General features: G+C 40.3%; 18 protein-coding genes and 1 pseudogene. 15 read left to right on the plus strand and 4 right to left on the minus strand.

Annotated elements, in window-relative coordinates; all coding sequences use genetic code 11:
* The first annotated feature begins 110 nt into the window (after positions 1 to 110).
* The 13 genes and pseudogenes from purE (at position 111) to IGK96_RS05970 (ending at position 12,772) form a co-directional block, all read left to right on the plus strand.
* Complete coding sequence (gene purE, locus IGK96_RS05910; RefSeq protein ID WP_010707494.1) at positions 111 to 599, plus strand: 5-(carboxyamino)imidazole ribonucleotide mutase; 489 nt, start codon at positions 111 to 113, stop codon at positions 597 to 599.
* On the plus strand, positions 592 to 1,716 hold the full coding sequence (purK, locus tag IGK96_RS05915; protein ID WP_010713330.1) for a 5-(carboxyamino)imidazole ribonucleotide synthase: 1,125 nt from the start codon (positions 592 to 594) through the stop codon (positions 1,714 to 1,716). The genes purE and purK overlap by 8 nt, the downstream gene beginning before the upstream one ends.
* A gap of 151 nt (positions 1,717 to 1,867) precedes the next feature.
* Entirely contained in the window at positions 1,868 to 2,581 is a 714-nt protein-coding gene (gene purC, locus IGK96_RS05920; RefSeq protein ID WP_002357270.1) for a phosphoribosylaminoimidazolesuccinocarboxamide synthase, read from the plus strand.
* 13 nt (positions 2,582 to 2,594) lie between these two features.
* Positions 2,595 to 2,846, plus strand: coding sequence for a phosphoribosylformylglycinamidine synthase subunit PurS (purS, locus tag IGK96_RS05925; protein WP_002357271.1), 252 nt, complete (start codon positions 2,595 to 2,597; stop codon positions 2,844 to 2,846).
* A complete protein-coding gene (gene purQ / locus IGK96_RS05930) occupies positions 2,847 to 3,521 on the plus strand; it encodes a phosphoribosylformylglycinamidine synthase subunit PurQ (protein WP_002361952.1) in 675 nt (224 codons plus the stop codon).
* On the plus strand, positions 3,518 to 5,737 hold the full coding sequence (gene purL, locus IGK96_RS05935; protein ID WP_010713331.1) for a phosphoribosylformylglycinamidine synthase subunit PurL: 2,220 nt from the start codon (positions 3,518 to 3,520) through the stop codon (positions 5,735 to 5,737). Before purQ ends, purL begins: the two co-directional genes overlap by 4 nt.
* Positions 5,713 to 7,152 carry an amidophosphoribosyltransferase gene (gene purF / locus IGK96_RS05940; protein ID WP_002394511.1) on the plus strand — a complete coding sequence of 480 codons (1,440 nt, stop codon included), beginning with the start codon at positions 5,713 to 5,715 and terminating at the stop codon, positions 7,150 to 7,152. The genes purL and purF overlap by 25 nt, the downstream gene beginning before the upstream one ends.
* Before the next feature lies 1 nt (position 7,153).
* Complete coding sequence (purM, locus tag IGK96_RS05945; protein ID WP_016616889.1) at positions 7,154 to 8,185, plus strand: phosphoribosylformylglycinamidine cyclo-ligase; 1,032 nt, start codon at positions 7,154 to 7,156, stop codon at positions 8,183 to 8,185.
* Positions 8,182 to 8,754, plus strand: coding sequence for a phosphoribosylglycinamide formyltransferase (gene purN / locus IGK96_RS05950; protein WP_016616888.1), 573 nt, complete (start codon positions 8,182 to 8,184; stop codon positions 8,752 to 8,754). Before purM ends, purN begins: the two co-directional genes overlap by 4 nt.
* Positions 8,706 to 10,292, plus strand: a complete 1,587-nt coding sequence (purH, locus tag IGK96_RS05955) for a bifunctional phosphoribosylaminoimidazolecarboxamide formyltransferase/IMP cyclohydrolase (RefSeq protein WP_016616887.1) — start codon at positions 8,706 to 8,708, stop codon at positions 10,290 to 10,292. Before purN ends, purH begins: the two co-directional genes overlap by 49 nt.
* Positions 10,293 to 10,310: 18 nt before the next feature.
* Positions 10,311 to 11,558, plus strand: coding sequence for a phosphoribosylamine--glycine ligase (gene purD / locus IGK96_RS05960; protein ID WP_104846616.1), 1,248 nt, complete (start codon positions 10,311 to 10,313; stop codon positions 11,556 to 11,558).
* Between the two features lie 128 nt (positions 11,559 to 11,686).
* Positions 11,687 to 12,016, plus strand: coding sequence for a DUF1648 domain-containing protein (locus IGK96_RS05965; protein WP_085443072.1), 330 nt, complete (start codon positions 11,687 to 11,689; stop codon positions 12,014 to 12,016).
* Positions 12,017 to 12,036: 20 nt separating this feature from the next.
* Positions 12,037 to 12,772, plus strand: a pseudogene (locus IGK96_RS05970) (TIM44-like domain-containing protein).
* Positions 12,773 to 12,955: 183 nt separating this feature from the next.
* Here the strand turns inward: IGK96_RS05970 and IGK96_RS05975 are convergent.
* The 4 genes from IGK96_RS05975 to IGK96_RS05990 all read right to left on the minus strand — a co-directional run bounded on the left by IGK96_RS05975 (position 12,956) and on the right by IGK96_RS05990 (position 15,428).
* Positions 12,956 to 13,477, minus strand: coding sequence for a QueT transporter family protein (locus tag IGK96_RS05975; RefSeq protein WP_085443073.1), 522 nt, complete (start codon positions 13,475 to 13,477; stop codon positions 12,956 to 12,958).
* Between the two features lie 145 nt (positions 13,478 to 13,622).
* On the minus strand, positions 13,623 to 14,408 hold the full coding sequence (locus IGK96_RS05980; RefSeq protein ID WP_161975050.1) for a 3-oxoacyl-ACP reductase: 786 nt from the start codon (positions 14,406 to 14,408) through the stop codon (positions 13,623 to 13,625).
* Between the two features lie 62 nt (positions 14,409 to 14,470).
* Positions 14,471 to 14,704: a DUF2829 domain-containing protein gene (locus IGK96_RS05985; protein ID WP_070415811.1), complete on the minus strand. Its 234-nt coding sequence runs from the start codon at positions 14,702 to 14,704 to the stop codon at positions 14,471 to 14,473.
* Positions 14,694 to 15,428 carry a YigZ family protein gene (locus IGK96_RS05990; RefSeq protein WP_016616883.1) on the minus strand — a complete coding sequence of 245 codons (735 nt, stop codon included), beginning with the start codon at positions 15,426 to 15,428 and terminating at the stop codon, positions 14,694 to 14,696. Before IGK96_RS05990 ends, IGK96_RS05985 begins: the two co-directional genes overlap by 11 nt.
* 69 nt (positions 15,429 to 15,497) lie before the next feature.
* Between IGK96_RS05990 and IGK96_RS05995 the strand changes: the two genes are divergently transcribed.
* Positions 15,498 to 15,785: a DUF7662 domain-containing protein gene (locus IGK96_RS05995; protein WP_002357286.1), complete on the plus strand. Its 288-nt coding sequence runs from the start codon at positions 15,498 to 15,500 to the stop codon at positions 15,783 to 15,785.
* A gap of 120 nt (positions 15,786 to 15,905) precedes the next feature.
* Entirely contained in the window at positions 15,906 to 16,241 is a 336-nt protein-coding gene (locus IGK96_RS06000; protein WP_002360150.1) for a PTS sugar transporter subunit IIB, read from the plus strand.
* Positions 16,242 to 16,378 lie beyond the last annotated feature (137 nt).

Below are 16,378 nucleotides of genomic sequence, written 5' to 3' on the forward strand. Positions count from 1 at the left end.
AACACGAACATTATATAATCTTAATGTATAATATTTCGGTTTTTCTTTGACATCTCTTTTTCTCATTGTTAGAATAACAGTGAAAAAAGGCGGAAGGAGTTATTACATTCATGAAACCATTAGTCGCTGTGATTATGGGAAGTACTTCAGACTGGGCAACGATGAAAGCTGCTTGTCTTGTGTTAGAAGGGTTGAAAATTCCTTATGAAAAACGAGTGATATCAGCACATAGGACCCCTGATTTGATGTTTCGTTTTGCAGAGGAATCACGAACAAAAGGATTGAAGGTTATTATCGCTGGCGCTGGTGGAGCGGCCCATTTACCAGGGATGGTAGCTGCAAAGACAACCTTACCTGTCATTGGTGTTCCAGTTAAAACACGAACATTAAACGGTATTGATTCACTGTTGTCTATTGTGCAGATGCCAGGGGGAGTTCCTGTAGCAACAACTGCGATTGGCTCAGCAGGTGCTACCAATGCTGGGTTATTAGCTGCAGAAATACTAAGTATTGATGATTTACAGTTAGCAGAAAGAATCCAAGCAAGGCGACAATCATTGGAAAAAGCGGTTATGGAAAGTGGGGAACAACTTGAATAAACCCTTAAAAGTCGGAGCAACTATTGGCATTATAGGTGGGGGACAATTAGGGCGAATGCTAGTCATGAGTGGTAAAAAAATGGGTTTCCAAATGATTGTGTTGGACCCAACGCTCAATAGTCCAGCTGGTCAAGTAGCTGACCGTCAAATTGTGGCAGCCTTTGATCAGATATCTGCTTTAACTGAACTAGCAGAGTTATGCGATGTGATCACTTATGAATTTGAAAATATTGAAGTGGCCTCCCTAGAAAAGGCCATTCCACTAAAAAAGTTGCCACAAGGAACAGAATTGTTAAAAATTACTCAAAATCGATTGCTTGAAAAAACGTTTCTTCAATCGATTGGCTGTAAGATTGCCCCTTTTGCGGAAGTGAAAAGTCAGAAAGAGCTGCCACAAGCAACAGAAAAGATTGGTTTTCCATGTGTCTTAAAAACTATTCAAGGGGGATACGATGGAAAAGGACAGGTCGTCTTAAAATGCGAAGAGGATTTCTCCCAAGCGACTGAATTATTAGCTAACGCTACTTGTGAATTAGAAAAGTGGGTGCCTTTCACTAAAGAACTTTCAATCATCGTTGCAGGGAATAAGCATGGTTATCAAAGCTTTCCTGCATCTGAAAACATTCATCGAAAGAATATCTTGCATGAATCAATTGTGCCAGCTCGAATTTCTGAGAATGTGCAACAAAAAGCAGCGGAATTGGCGCAACACATTGCTGAGGAATTAAATTTATCTGGGGTTTTAGCTATCGAACTGTTTTTAACGGATTCAGAAGAGTTGTACGTCAATGAATTAGCGCCACGGCCTCATAACTCAGGTCATTACTCTATTGAAGCTTGCTCATTTAGTCAATTTGATGCGCATATTCGAGGGATTAGCAATTGGGGCATTGGGTTACCCCAGTTACTTCAACCAGTGGTTATGGTGAATCTCTTAGGTGAACACTTAGAAAAAAGCTACCAGTTATGCACGTCAAAACCCACTTGGCAAGTCCATTACTATGGGAAAGCCGAATCAAAAGTTGGCAGAAAAATGGGCCACGTCACCATTACAACACCTTGCTTATCAGAAACGTTAAAGGAAATTGAGACTGTTGGTATTTGGAACGTAACTTAATAAATGCTTGCTCCAAGCAAGTTTTTTATTTTTACATTCAGCAAACACGAACGATTATTGTTTTTTTGTAACTAATGTAAGTTTTTGTCTGATGTAAATCAGCTGACTTAGAAAGAATAGGGTTCATGAAGCTAACGAGAAGAGGGAAAGAATGGAAAAGAAAGCACTTGTGTATACAGGAAAAGCGAAGAAGTTGTATCAAACAGAAAATGCAGCGGTTCTTTTTGTGGAATATCTTGATCAAGCAACAGCTTTAAACGGTCAAAAAAAAGACAAAGTTCTTGGGAAAGGCGCTTTAAATAATCAAATCACTAGTCTGATTTTTGAACATTTACAGCAACAAAAGATTCCCAATCATTTTATCAAAAAAGTATCTGAACACGAACAATTAATTCAGGCCGTAGAAATGATTCCTTTGGAAGTTGTCGTACGTAATTATGCGGCAGGAAGTTTTTCAAAGCGTTTAGCGATTGAAGAGGGCACTAAATTAGTGACGCCCATTATCGAATTTTATTACAAAGAAGATCGTCTGGATGATCCTTTTATTAACGAAGACCATATTCAATTTCTAAAAGTAGCCACTCCTGCTGAAATTGTGGAGATTAAAGCATTGGCTTTACAAATTAATCAGGCGCTTAGTCAACTCTTTCAACGCCTCAATATTTGTTTGATCGATTTTAAAATCGAGATTGGTCGGACGAAGGCCAATCAATTGTTACTGGCAGATGAAATTTCTCCAGACACCTGTCGTTTATGGGATTTAAACACAAACGAACATCTGGATAAAGATGTTTATCGCCGTGAATTAGGAGAAATAGTTCCTGTATATGAAGAAGTTTTACAACGTTTACTAACAGCTAATTGAGGAGGAAGCGCGTATGTATTTTGTCAAAGTCTATGTTACGTATAAAGAATCAATTTTGGATCCCCAAGGTGAAGCGGTTAAGGAAGCAGTCCATCGGCTTGGTTTTACAGAAGTAGCCGAAATCCGTGTCGGTAAGTATTTTGAAATGCACGTCCAGCAGACAGAAGCAATTGAAGAGAAAATTGAACAAATTTGTGATCAACTATTAGCCAATGTAAATATGGAATCCTATCGTTTTGAAATTTTATCTTTGGAGGAAATTTAAATGAAATTGGCAGTGATTGTTTTTCCAGGATCTAATTGTGATGCAGACTTATTGTGGGCTGTCAAAGAGGTGATGGGCGTCGATGCAGAATTTGTCCGACACGATGCCACTTCTTTAGCAAAATTTGATGGCGTGTTATTGCCGGGCGGTTTTTCTTATGGCGATTACTTACGTTGTGGTGCAATTGCTCGGTTTTCGCCAATTATCAATGAGGTGATTCGCTTTGCTACAGAAGGCAAAATGGTTTTTGGTACTTGTAATGGCTTTCAAATTTTAACAGAAATTGGCTTGCTTCCTGGTACGTTGTTAAGAAATGATTCGCTTCGTTTTATTTGTAAAAGTGTCCCATTGAAAGTGAATACGCACACAAAGTTTACAAGCGAGTATCCTGAAAATGTTTCGATACATTTACCAGTAGCGCATGGCGAAGGGAATTACTATTGTGATGAAAAAACGTTGAAAGAGCTGAAAGAAAAGAACCAAATTGTTTTTACGTATCAAGAAAAGGTGAACGGTAGTCTTGCGAATATTGCTGGTATTTGTAATGAACAGGGCAATGTTCTAGGAATGATGCCTCATCCGGAACGAGCGATGGAAGAATTGTTAGGTTCAACAGATGGACGCAGCTTTTTTGCTTCAATCATTAAAAACTTTGGAAAGGAATTAAGCCAATGATGAATGAACCAACACCAAAAGAAATCAAGGAGACACGGTTGTATGCAGAATGGGGACTAACAGATGAAGAATATCATCAGATTGAGACCATTTTGCAAAGAGAACCTAATTATACAGAAACTGGCTTATTCTCCGTGATGTGGAGTGAACATTGCTCTTACAAAAATTCCAAGCCCGTTTTAAAAAAGTTTCCGACGGAAGGGCCACAAGTGCTTCAAGGCCCTGGTGAAGGAGCTGGGATTGTCGATATTGGTGACGGATTAGCTGTTGTTTTTAAAGCAGAGAGCCATAATCATCCTTCTGCAGTAGAACCTTACGAAGGAGCAGCTACAGGCGTTGGTGGAATTATTCGCGATATTTTCAGTATGGGGGCGCGGCCGATTGCTTTACTGGATTCGCTAAGATTTGGCGAACTGACGGATGCACGAACACGTTATTTGTTTCAAGAAGTTGTGGCGGGGATTAGCGGTTATGGAAATTGTATTGGTATTCCAACCGTTGGCGGTGAAATTGCTTTTGAGCCATGTTATCAAGGAAACCCACTTGTTAATGCTATGTGTGTGGGATTGATTCGTCATGATGAGATTCAAAAAGGCCAAGCAAAAGGCGTCGGAAATAGCATTCTTTACGTAGGTGCGAAAACAGGACGAGATGGAATTCACGGTGCGACCTTTGCTTCAGAAGAATTTAGTGAAGGTGAAGAACAGCAACGATCTGCGGTACAAGTAGGTGATCCGTTTATGGAAAAATTATTATTGGAAGCTTGTCTTGATTTAATCAAAAATCATCAAGATATTTTAATCGGCATCCAAGATATGGGGGCGGCTGGCTTGGTTTCTTCAAGTGCTGAAATGGCATCAAAAGCAGGTTCAGGCTTGATTCTAGAGCTGGATAAAGTTCCGCAGAGAGAGACGCAGATGAGCCCCTATGAAATGCTCTTGTCTGAGTCCCAAGAACGGATGTTAATCTGTGTGGAAAAAGGAGCAGAACAGCAAGTTTGTGAATTGTTTCAAACGTATGACTTAGAAGCGGTAGCGATTGGCTCCGTAACAGATGATGGACAGTATCGTGTCTTTCACGGTGGCAAAATAGTCGCAGATGTACCAGTAGATGCTTTGGCAGAAGAAGCCCCTGTCTACCAGAAAGCCTATCAAGAACCAGAGCGGATGCGTGCTTTTAAAAAATTAGCGCCCTTCATTCCAGAAATTACGAATAGCACGGAATTATTAAAACGCCTATTGCAACAGCCAACGATTGCATCGAAAAAATCAGTTTACGAAACCTATGATAGTCAAGTACAAACGAATACAGTGGTGCAACCAGGAAGTGATGCAGCTGTTTTAAGAGTGCGGGGCACCAATAAAGCCTTAGCGATGACGACAGATTGTAATAGCCGTTATTTGTATTTAAATCCTGAAATTGGTGGGCAAATTGCGGTTGCAGAAGCAGCCCGTAATATTGTAGCAAGTGGAGCACAACCTTTGGCTATCACTGATTGTTTGAATTATGGTTCCCCTGATAAACCAGAAAGTTTTTGGGAATTATGGACGTCGGCGGATGGAATCGCCGCAGCCTGCCGTCAGCTAGGAACACCCGTGATTTCAGGGAACGTCTCTCTTTACAATGAAACAGATGGTCAAGCCATTTATCCAACGCCAATGATCGGCATGGTGGGAGTGATTGAAGATGTTTCACAAATTACCACACAAGCGTTTAAACAAGTTGATGACTTAATTTATCTCATCGGTGAAACCCACGCAGATTTTAACGGCTCAGAAATTCAAAAAATGCAACTGGGTCGAATTGAAGGGCAATTACGCTCATTTGATTTAAAAGAGGAAAAAGCAAACCAAGAATTAGTTTTAAAAGCAATTCAAGCAGGCCTAGTTGCTAGCGCGCATGATTGCGCTGAAGGCGGCATTGCCGTTGCTTTAGCCGAGTCGGCTTTTGCTAACGAACTGGGGTTACAGGTGACACTGCCATTAAAAAAAGAATATCTATTTGCGGAGACGCAATCCCGTTTTATTCTTTCAGTTAGTCCCCAGCATCAAGAAGCATTTGAAACACTTATAGGAAAAAAAGCCCAACATATTGGGAAAGTGACTGAAACTGGTTTGGTCATTCATGCGTTAGATGATGTGATCAATTGTTCAACAAAAGAAGCCAAAGCCTTATGGGAGGATGCGATTCCATGTCTTATGAAGCAAAAAGCTTAAATGAAGAGTGTGGTATTTTCGGTATTTGGGGTCATCCTGATGCGGCACAAGTGACCTATTTTGGCTTACACAGCTTGCAGCATCGAGGCCAAGAAGGCGCGGGAATTGTGGCGAACAATTCTGGGAAATTAGATGGCCACCGTGATTTAGGTTTATTAGCAGAAGTATTCCAAAAGCAAGAACAACTGAATGCGTTAGAAGGAACGGCGGCTATTGGTCATGTACGCTATGCAACCGCTGGTACGGGTAGCGTGGATAATATTCAGCCATTTTTATTTAAATTTTATGATAGTCAAATTGGGTTAGCACACAATGGCAATTTGACAAATGCCAAACGTTTACGAAAACAACTAGAAAGAGAAGGCGCTATTTTTCATTCCAATTCAGACACTGAAATTTTAATGCACTTGATTCGAAAAAGCACTGCTGCCTCGTTTCTCGATAAATTAAAAGAGAGCTTGAATTTGGTTAAGGGTGGCTTTGCTTATCTTTTATTAACAGAAACGATGATGATTGCTGCACTGGATCCCAACGGCTTTCGCCCTCTCTCCATCGGACAAATGAACAATGGGGCGTACGTTGTGGCATCCGAAACGTGTGCATTAGAAACAGTTGGGGCTCGCTTTATTCAAGATGTGGCGCCTGGTGAAGTAGTCATCATTTCTGATGAAGGCTTGAAAATAGAGGTTTTCACTACGGAAGTCCAACCGGCGATTTGCGCAATGGAATATATTTATTTTGCACGACCAGATTCAAATATTGCTGGAGTTAATGTGCATACAGCTCGTAAAAGAATGGGAAAGAACTTGGCAATCGAAAGTCCAGTCGCAGCTGATATGGTAATTGGGGTACCGAACTCGTCATTGTCTGCAGCTAGCGGCTATGCAGAAGAAGCACAGATACCTTACGAACTAGGTTTAGTAAAAAATCAATATGTCGCTCGAACGTTCATCCAGCCGACACAAGAATTAAGAGAACAAGGTGTCCGAATGAAACTATCGGCAGTTCGTGGCGTGGTCAAAGGAAAAAAAGTCGTTTTAGTAGATGATTCGATTGTTCGCGGAACCACTATTCGGCGCATTATCCATTTATTAAAAGAAGCAGAAGCGCAAGAAGTTCATGTCAGAATTGCTTCACCACCATTAAAATATCCGTGTTTTTATGGCATTGATATACAGACGCGGGACGAACTAATTGCGGCAAACTATTCAATTGAAGAGATCAAAGAGCAGATTGGCGCAGATTCGCTGGCTTTTTTGAGTGAAGCAGGGCTGATTGATGGGATTCAATTAAATTATGATGCTCCTTATTCTGGGCTGTGTATGGCTTACTTTAATGGAGACTATCCAACGCCTTTGTATGATTATGAAGAACAATATCAAGCATCCTTGAAAAAAGAAACTAGGAGGAATTGACATGGAAAATGCCTATTCAAAAGCTGGCGTAAATGTTGAGGCAGGATACGAAGTAGTGGAACGAATTCAAAAGCATAGCCAAAAGACACAACGGACGGGAACGTTGGGCATGCTTGGTGGTTTTGGTGGTTGTTTTGATTTAAGTAGTTACAAGCTTAAAGAACCAGTTTTGGTATCAGGAACGGATGGCGTAGGCACAAAGTTACTCTTGGCAATTGAAGAACAGAGACACGAGACAATCGGAATTGATTGTGTAGCAATGTGTGTCAATGATGTCGTCGCACAAGGCGCCGAACCGTTATATTTTTTAGATTATTTAGCGTTAGGGACCGTTAATCCAGCTAAAGTTGAAGCAATTGTTGCGGGTGTTGCGGCTGGCTGTTGTGAGGCGAATGCAGCCTTAATTGGGGGCGAAACAGCTGAAATGCCTGATATGTATGAAGCAGATGCTTATGACGTGGCTGGTTTTGCCGTGGGTATTGCTGAGAAAAGTCAACTCTTGACTCCAAGTAACGTAAAAGAAGGCGATTTCTTGATTGGTCTTCCTTCAAGTGGTCTTCATTCTAATGGTTACTCTTTAGTAAGAAATGTTTTTTTTAAGAAACATTCGTTTAAAACAACGGACGAGCTTCCAGAATTGGCACCCAAAACGTTAGGGGAAGAATTATTAACACCAACAAAAATTTATGTGAAGGAATTATTGCCATTGTTAAAAGCAGGACTCGTGCATGGGGCTGCGCATATTACTGGCGGCGGGTTTTTAGAAAATCTACCAAGAATGTTTTCTTCCGCATTAGCTGCAGAGATTCAATTAAATAGTTGGCCAGTGCTACCAATTTTTAAATTGCTTCAAAAATACGGTGAAATTCCACCTGAAGAAATGTATGAAATTTTCAATATGGGCTTAGGAATGATTTTAGCGGTGAGTCCAGAGCATGTTGAAAAAGTTCAGGAGCTTTTGCCAGAAGCTTTTGAAATTGGTCGTTTGGTACCTAGGAAAACGAAAGCCGTTATTTTTAAGGAAGCCTTATGAAGATAGCTGTTTTTGCATCTGGCAATGGTAGCAATTTTGAGGCGATTGCTGCAGCTTTTTCCCAGAAAAAAATCGCAGGGCAGTTGAGCTTAGTCTTTTGTGACCAGCCTGAAGCCCATGTATTGACCCGTGCCCAAAAGCGCAAGATTCCCGTTGTTTGCTTTTCGCCATCTGATTTTCCATCTCGTGGGCAGTATGAAGAACAAGTATTGAAACATTTAAAAGAGCATCAGATCGATTTAATCGTGTTAGCTGGTTATTTGAGAATTATCGGCAAGACTTTACTGGAGACTTATCCAAAGAGAATCGTCAATATTCATCCTTCTCTGTTACCTAGTTTTCCAGGTCTTCACGGAATTGAAGAGGCATTTCATTATGGAGTGAAAATAACAGGAATCACTATCCATTATGTTGACTCTGGGGTTGATACAGGACCGATTATTTTCCAAACAACCACCAAGATTGATACTGAAGATACATTGGACACATTAACAGAGAAAATTCATGCTCTTGAGCACGAATGGTACCCAAAAATAATTTCACAAATTGTAAAGGAGACAATGAAATGACCAAAAGAGCATTGATTAGCGTTTCAGACAAAACAGGAGTGACAACATTTGCAGCAGGCTTAGTTGCAAATGGCTTTGAAGTTATCTCCACTGGGGGAACAAGGACTGTCTTAGAAGAAGCGGGGGTACCGACACTTGCTATTGACGACATCACTGGCTTTCCAGAAATGTTAGATGGTCGTGTCAAAACGTTACATCCGAATATCCATGGCGGACTTTTGGCAAAAAGGGGAAACCAAGCGCATCAAAAAGCACTGACTGAACAAGGCATTCATTTTATTGACCTTGTAGTAGTGAATCTTTATCCATTTAAAGAAACAATTTTAAAACCAGCAATCTCTGAAGCAGAAGCGATTGAAATGATTGATATTGGCGGTCCTAGCATGTTACGTTCAGCGGCAAAAAATTATCAAGACGTAACAGCAGTGGTTGATCCTAGTGATTATGAACAGGTATTAAGTGAAATTAGCAGCACTGGAACTAGCCAGTTAGCCACTAGAAAAAGATTAGCAGCAAAAGTCTTTCGTCATACCGCTGCTTATGACGCGCTTATCGCTGACTATTTAACGACGCAAGTGGGTGAAACTGAACCAGAGAAACAGACGCTTACTTATGAACGTAAGCAAACATTGCGTTATGGCGAAAATAGCCATCAACAAGCCACCTTTTATCAATCCGTTGTACCTGTATCATTATCCATTGCTTCCGCTCGACAACTTCATGGCAAAGAACTGTCATATAACAACATTCGAGATGCTGATGCAGCACTCCGGATTGCTAGCGAGTTTACAGAACCTACGGTCGTCGCTGTTAAACATATGAACCCATGTGGAATTGGAACAGGAAAAACGATTTTGGCAGCCTATCGTCAGGCATTTGAAGCAGATCCAGTTTCAATTTTTGGTGGCATTGTTGTTTTGAATCGTCCAGTGGACCAAGCGACTGCGGCTGAAATGCATCAAATCTTTTTAGAGATAATTATTGCGCCTAGTTTTGAGGAAGAAGCTTTGGCACTGTTATCTCAGAAAAAGAATCTTCGTTTGTTAACGTTAGATTTTCATGCTCAAGAAAAAAAAGCGGTGGAATTAGTTTCTGTTATGGGCGGGTTATTAATTCAAGAACAGGATACAGTTGTTGAAAATGACCAAGCATGGCAAGTTGTTACAGAGCGCCAACCCACACCAGCTGAAAGAGACGCCTTGAACTTTGCTTGGAAAGCAGTCAAGCATGTAAAATCAAATGCTATTGTTTTAGCCAATGAAAGCCAAACGGTGGGGATTGGCGCTGGTCAAATGAATCGAATTGGGTCAGTAAAAATTGCAGTTGATCAAGCCCAAGCAGCTGGAAAATTACAAGGGGCCGTCTTAGCAAGTGATGCCTTTTTCCCCATGGCAGATAGCGTGGAATATGCTGCACAACATGGTATTCAAGCAATTATTCAGCCAGGCGGGAGCATTAAAGATCAAGCATCAATTGATCTAGCGAATCATTATGGTATTGCGATGATTTTTACTGGGACTCGTCATTTCAAACATTAATTTTTAAAGGAGAAACCGATGAATATATTAGTGATTGGACGTGGTGGTCGTGAACATGCAATCGCCAAAAAATTACAGCAAGAAGACAAAGTCAAGACTGTTTATTGTGCACCAGGTAATCCTGGTATGAGTGGTGATAATATTCGGACTGTACCTATCAGTGAAGAGCGACAAACGGAACTAATTCAATTTGCGAAGGATAATCAGATTGATTGGACATTCGTCGGACCGGAAACGCCATTAATTGAAGGGATTGTAGATGCCTTTCAAGCAGCGGGATTACTGATTTTTGGCCCGACAAAAGCAGCTGCAATAATTGAAGGTTCAAAAAGTTTTGCGAAAGATTTTATGCAAAAATACCAGATTCCAACGTCGGAATATCGGGTCTTTCAACGTTTGGCACCTGCCTTAGAATATATTGAACAGCAAGGAGTACCAATTGTTATTAAGGCGGATGGTCTGGCAGCTGGAAAAGGAGTAGTAGTTGCCGAAACAAAAGCAGCCGCAAAACGGGCGCTAGTTGCGATGATGGAGGACCAACAATTTGGAGCAAGCGGTCAAACGGTTGTAATCGAAGAATTTTTGCAAGGAGAAGAATTTTCCTTAATGGCTTTTGTTTCTAATGAGAAGGTATATCCGATGGTGATTGCTCAAGATCATAAGCGGATTTTTGATGGGGATGCTGGTCCGAATACAGGGGGGATGGGTGCTTACACACCAGTGCCTCAGATCCCAGAAGAAGCGGTTCAGCAAGCCATTAGCCAAGTCCTGAAACCGACTGCTAAAGGAATGGTGGCTGAAAAACGTCCGTTTCAAGGGATTTTATATGCTGGTTTAATCCAAACAGCAACTGGCCCCAAGGTTATTGAATTTAATGCTCGATTTGGGGATCCAGAAACACAAGTTGTGTTGGCACGTTTAAAGAGTCCCCTTTCAGAAATAATTTCTTCATTGCTGGCGAAAGAGCAACCAACGATTGTATGGAATGAGTTAGCGAGTGTTGGTGTTGTTGTAGCAGCAGAAGGCTATCCTAATCAATACAAGACAAATCTACCATTGCCCGAAATGTCTGGTGAAACCATCTATTATGCAGGGGTAACTCGTTCAGAACAGGCTCTGGTTTCGGCTGGCGGACGAATCTTTTTAGCAGAAGCAACTGCTTCGACTCTTGAAGAAGCCCGCAAAAAAGTTTATCAAACATTGGATAATTACTCATTTCCTGGAATGTACTATCGAAAAGATATAGGCGTGAAAGGCTTGATTTAGGATTTTCAAAAACAGAGGCAAGGACATTTAATCGAATGTTTCCTTGTCTTTTTTTTATTGCAAATTCAGATAGGGAGACATAAACTGAAAGTATATCCATCATTAAACTAGAGGAGAAAGCTAAATTAATGAGAGAGAAGCAGATTGAAAAAGTTAGTCAGGGGTTATTTATTGTTACAAGTGTCTTGGCAGTCAGTTTACTGTTATTAAGTGTGGTGGTTTATCCTGATTTACCAGCTCATGTGCCCATTCATGTGAATTTTTGGGGCGAGGGTAATTCGTTTGGCCCAAGATATAGTATATTTATGTGGCCAGCGGTCCTGTTTGGCTTGAGTATTTATCAACGAAGTTATCAATCAGTACAACCATACGGTAGGTGGCTGAAGGTGTTCTTAATTATTGTTAATCTTGGCGCTTTGTTTAGTATTCTGCGTCTATTTATTCATTTGTTGGTTTGAAGGGGTCGAAAGGTGAGAGAATGAGAAAGTTAATTTTGGTTTTTGTGGGCTGTGCCATGGCCTTTTGTTTATGGCCTAATCAAGCAGCGGCTGTAGCTGATGGCTACGGCGGTGGACGTGTAGAAAGTCCTAGCGGGGGGTAATACCTCGAATGGGTTTTCGCCAGGCGGTGACGGATCAAGAAGTTATGTTCATCATAACGAGACTGGGACCAGCAACACAACGCCACTGGAAGGCTTAATTTCAACAGTGTTTTTTGTTCTTTTTGGGGGCGCGATGATTTGGCAAAGACGCCGTAGAAATCAACCAGTCGATGAAGGTGCTTTTCAAGAAATGTGGGCAGCATTACTTGGAACATCAAAAGAAAAAAAGGCACTCTTAAAAGAAATACAACAAACGTTTTTAGAAATACAACAAGCGTGGGATCAAGAAAACTTGTCTGTAGTCAAAGATAACTATACAGAAAAACTTTATCAAAAACATCTTGCAGTATTACAAACAAATCAACAAGCGGGCATCAGAAATCATGTGAAAAAAGTGAAAGTAGCGCCAGCTTCGAATTATCATCATATTAGTGAAACCAGTTTTTCACTGATGCTTCATTTTTCTTGTATTGACTATGAGGAAGATACTCAAAGCGGTCGTGTTTTATCGGGATACAAGCATCAAAAACAATATTTTTCACAACTTTGGTATTTTGATTACAATCCATCTCTTGGAAAATGGCAAGCAGACTTCATTCAACCTAAAGGATAGTGCTAAAAAGAGGTCGGGACAGAACCGTTTAGCTCCGAGAAATAAGAAGAAATTTCCGAAAATTGCTCTTTAATTTTTGGAGAATTTCGGCTTATTTCCGAAGGAGTTGGTTCTGTTCCCGCCGTTTATCAGTTTTTGAGCGTGGAGCAAAAATCCAAAGTGATTTTTGTCCCACGCTCTTTTTTATTCTTCAATGCGTTTTACAAGCTGTATTTTTTTATTTAATACGTAAATCAGGATGCCGCCGACTGTCATTGAAAGAAGTTCACCAAGTCCAACGATCAACCATGTGTACCAAAAAGGTAACTGATAAAAGAACGTTAAAGGTCCGGCGACAGTGAACATGGACAAAGCAAAAAGAATGGACGTCAGCATTAGTTTAATCAATAAATTTTGCTGATTTTTTGTCGCAAAATAGGCAATCCATAAGACTGCGCACGTTCCAGCGCTACCGATGACTATATCGATGATACCAAGAGGCGAAGCGGTGTTGGCAATCGCAACACCTAACGTAATGGACCAGATATATCGCTTGTTAAAAACGCCTAAATAATTAAATAATTCGGCAAGACGAAGCTGTATCGGACCAAAACTAAGCGGAGCGAGAAGTACAGTGACAACGACATACAAAGCGGTAACCAGCGCCATTTTAGCCAAAGCCGTAGCTGACCACGTACTGGTTTGTGGATTTGATGAATGATTCATTTAAGATTCTCCTTTATAAAACAACGACGTGTTTTAGTGATAACCATAACCAAAGGAAGGGCAGTAAAGCCAACTGAAGTGTTATGGTGTGAGTTGCCTCACTGTGTTACATGTTACTGAAGAACAGACAATCTGTAAAGTCTTTTTATTTCATGGTCCAACCACCATCAATGGTCATAACTGTGCCGTGGATATAATCAGCGCCATCACTAGCTAGAAATAATGAAAGTTTTGCTACTTCTTGTGGTTGTGCCCAACGGCCCGCAGGTGTTTCACTTGCTACCCAAGTAGCCATTTCACCTTCTCCTGCAAAATCAGCTGCGTTCATGGGTGTTTGGATGGCACCTGGCGCAATCGCATTTGCTCGAATGCCTAATTTGGCATAATCGTAGGAAAGTTGTTTTGTATACCCGATGATTGCGTGTTTGGAGGCAGTGTACGCTGCGCCGCCGCCCCCAGCTACTAAGCCAGCGATAGATGCCATATTAACGATTACTCCTTTTTTTTGTTGGAGGAAATAAGGTAATAGAGCATTGGTCACTAAAAAGACACTTTTTAAATTGGTTGCTAAAATTTGATCCCATAAAGCTTCCGAAGTTTCTAGAGAAGGACGATAATCATCTAAAATACCTGCCGTATTTAATAAAATATCAATTTGGCCGTTGTTTTTCACAATTTGTTTCATCGTGGCTTGCACAAATGAGGGAGAAGACACATCACCGACAAAATAAGTAAATGGCTTAGTAGAATCTGGATTAACCAGTGCGGCTGTCTGTTTTAACCCCGTTTCGTCTAGGTCGATGCCAATAACCTCAGCACCTTGCTCAGCAAAGGCAATTGCTTGTGCTTGGCCAATCCCTGAAGCTGCACCAGTTACAAGCACCCGTTTTGTTTCAAATTCTTTTGGCATAAGAAAAACTCCTTTAAACATTTAAAAATTAAGGTCTGGAAGAACGAGCAATCGCCGTAATCTGCCAGACCTTATGTGTGTAGTTATACTTCAACAATCACCCAATCTTCTGCTAAGACATCACAAGGTGTTGGTGAAAACATGCTGTAGCCTTCATCAGAAGTTTTGATTAAAAAATACGGGGTAACTTGTAAAAATTCACCTTCGGAGGTGCCAATTTCATCACGTAATTCAATAAAAAGTTCGAAACCGCTCCAGCCTTTACGTACGGCTTTTTTTCCTGCTTTAATCTGTGGCAATACTTCTTCAAATGTCATTTGATTGTGCTCCTTTTTCGTTAAATGGTAGTTCGTGATAGCTCGTTGCGCCTTTTTCAATTGTCAACTGACCGTTAAGTAGATCCGTCATTTCAGCTATAAATGTTTCTGTTGCTTGTTCATCTACTAAACAAATTAACTGAATAGACTCTGTGTAAATAGTTTCTTTAAGCGTGTAGGGACTATGTTCCAAAAAGGCTTGGGCTTTTCCTAATAAAGGATAGGCGATCGTAATCAATAGTTCTTGTTGCAATTTGCCAATGACTAAACCAATTTCATCTAAAGTGTGGGAAAGAGCATGACTATATGCTCGGATTAAACCGCCAGCGCCTAATTTTATTCCGCCAAAATAACGAGTGACAACAGCCACTACGTTGATTAACTCTTTTTTCTTTAAGACTTCTAGCATTGGAACACCGGCAGTGCCACTAGGTTCGCCGTCATCGCTGCTCCGCTGAATGTCATTTTTTTCGCCGATCACAAAAGCACTACAATTATGATTGGCTTTCCAATGTTCTTTTTTTATTGCGGCGATAAAGGCTTTTGCTTCTTCTTCTGATGTTACGCGCTTTACAGAACAGATAAACCGCGATTTCTTGATTTCAATCTCGCTGAAACCATCTTGTTTGACTGTAATATAGCTTTCTAACATATGGGCATCCTTTTCTCTCGTAATAAAGTCAGTATAAAAAAGAATCAACTGAATAGCAACTTTTTCTCTCATCTTTTTTGTGAGATTTTTTGGAAAAAAACGTTATAATAAGGTATGATAGAGAAAAGGGAGGCGCTGGAAATGGTACATACACGACAGAAAAAATATGATACAATTACTCATTATTTGAAAACGAATGGCGGTTCCCAAGTTACCTTGACCTTTACCCAGTTTGATGAATTGTTATTCCCTCATTCTGGTTTACCAAAAACTGCTAAGACAGATGTCGATTGGTGGGCGAACGATTATAAGCATCCAGAAAAGGGCGCTTATGGTTGGTTGAATGCGAGTTACCAAGTAGTTCAAGTGAATTTGGAAAAAGAATATGTGGTATTTAATAAATTACTGAAATCAGCATGGTACGTTTAAACCAAGATTGTATCCGCTTTAAAAAACAAGAATGATTGACAAAAATTAACTTTACACTATAATATTTTTAATAGATAATGTTGAAAATTGAAAAAGGCAATGGTAAAAGGGGCTGTTAAAATGTCAAAAAAAACAATTATGTTAGTTTGCTCCGCTGGAATGAGTACTAGTTTACTTGTTACAAAAATGCAAAAAGCAGCATTTAATCAAGGCTTAGATGCCCATATATTTGCGGCTTCTGCATCGGAAGCAGAAACGAATTTAGAAAATAATCCAGTCGATGTGTTATTGTTAGGTCCACAAGTTCGTTATATGAAGAGTGATTTTGAAAAGCGTCTATCACCAAAAGGTATCCCAACAGATGTCATTAGCATGTCTGATTACGGCTTAATGAACGGGGAAAAAGTGTTGGAACAAGCCTTGGGTTTGTTAGCACAAGCAGATAAAAAAGAGTAAAAACAAGTTGTTTTTTCGAGAATTTTCGAAAAAGCAACTTGTCTTTTTTTATGACTTTAGTTAATTGGAATTGAGCTGAAACAGTCATTCTAGTTTATCAGTTCCATAAATTATAGAGCCGAAATTAGTCCTGTGAG

The sequence above is a fragment of the Enterococcus sp. DIV0682 genome (assembly GCF_051712685.1).
GTDB lineage: Bacteria > Bacillota > Bacilli > Lactobacillales > Enterococcaceae > Enterococcus > Enterococcus faecalis.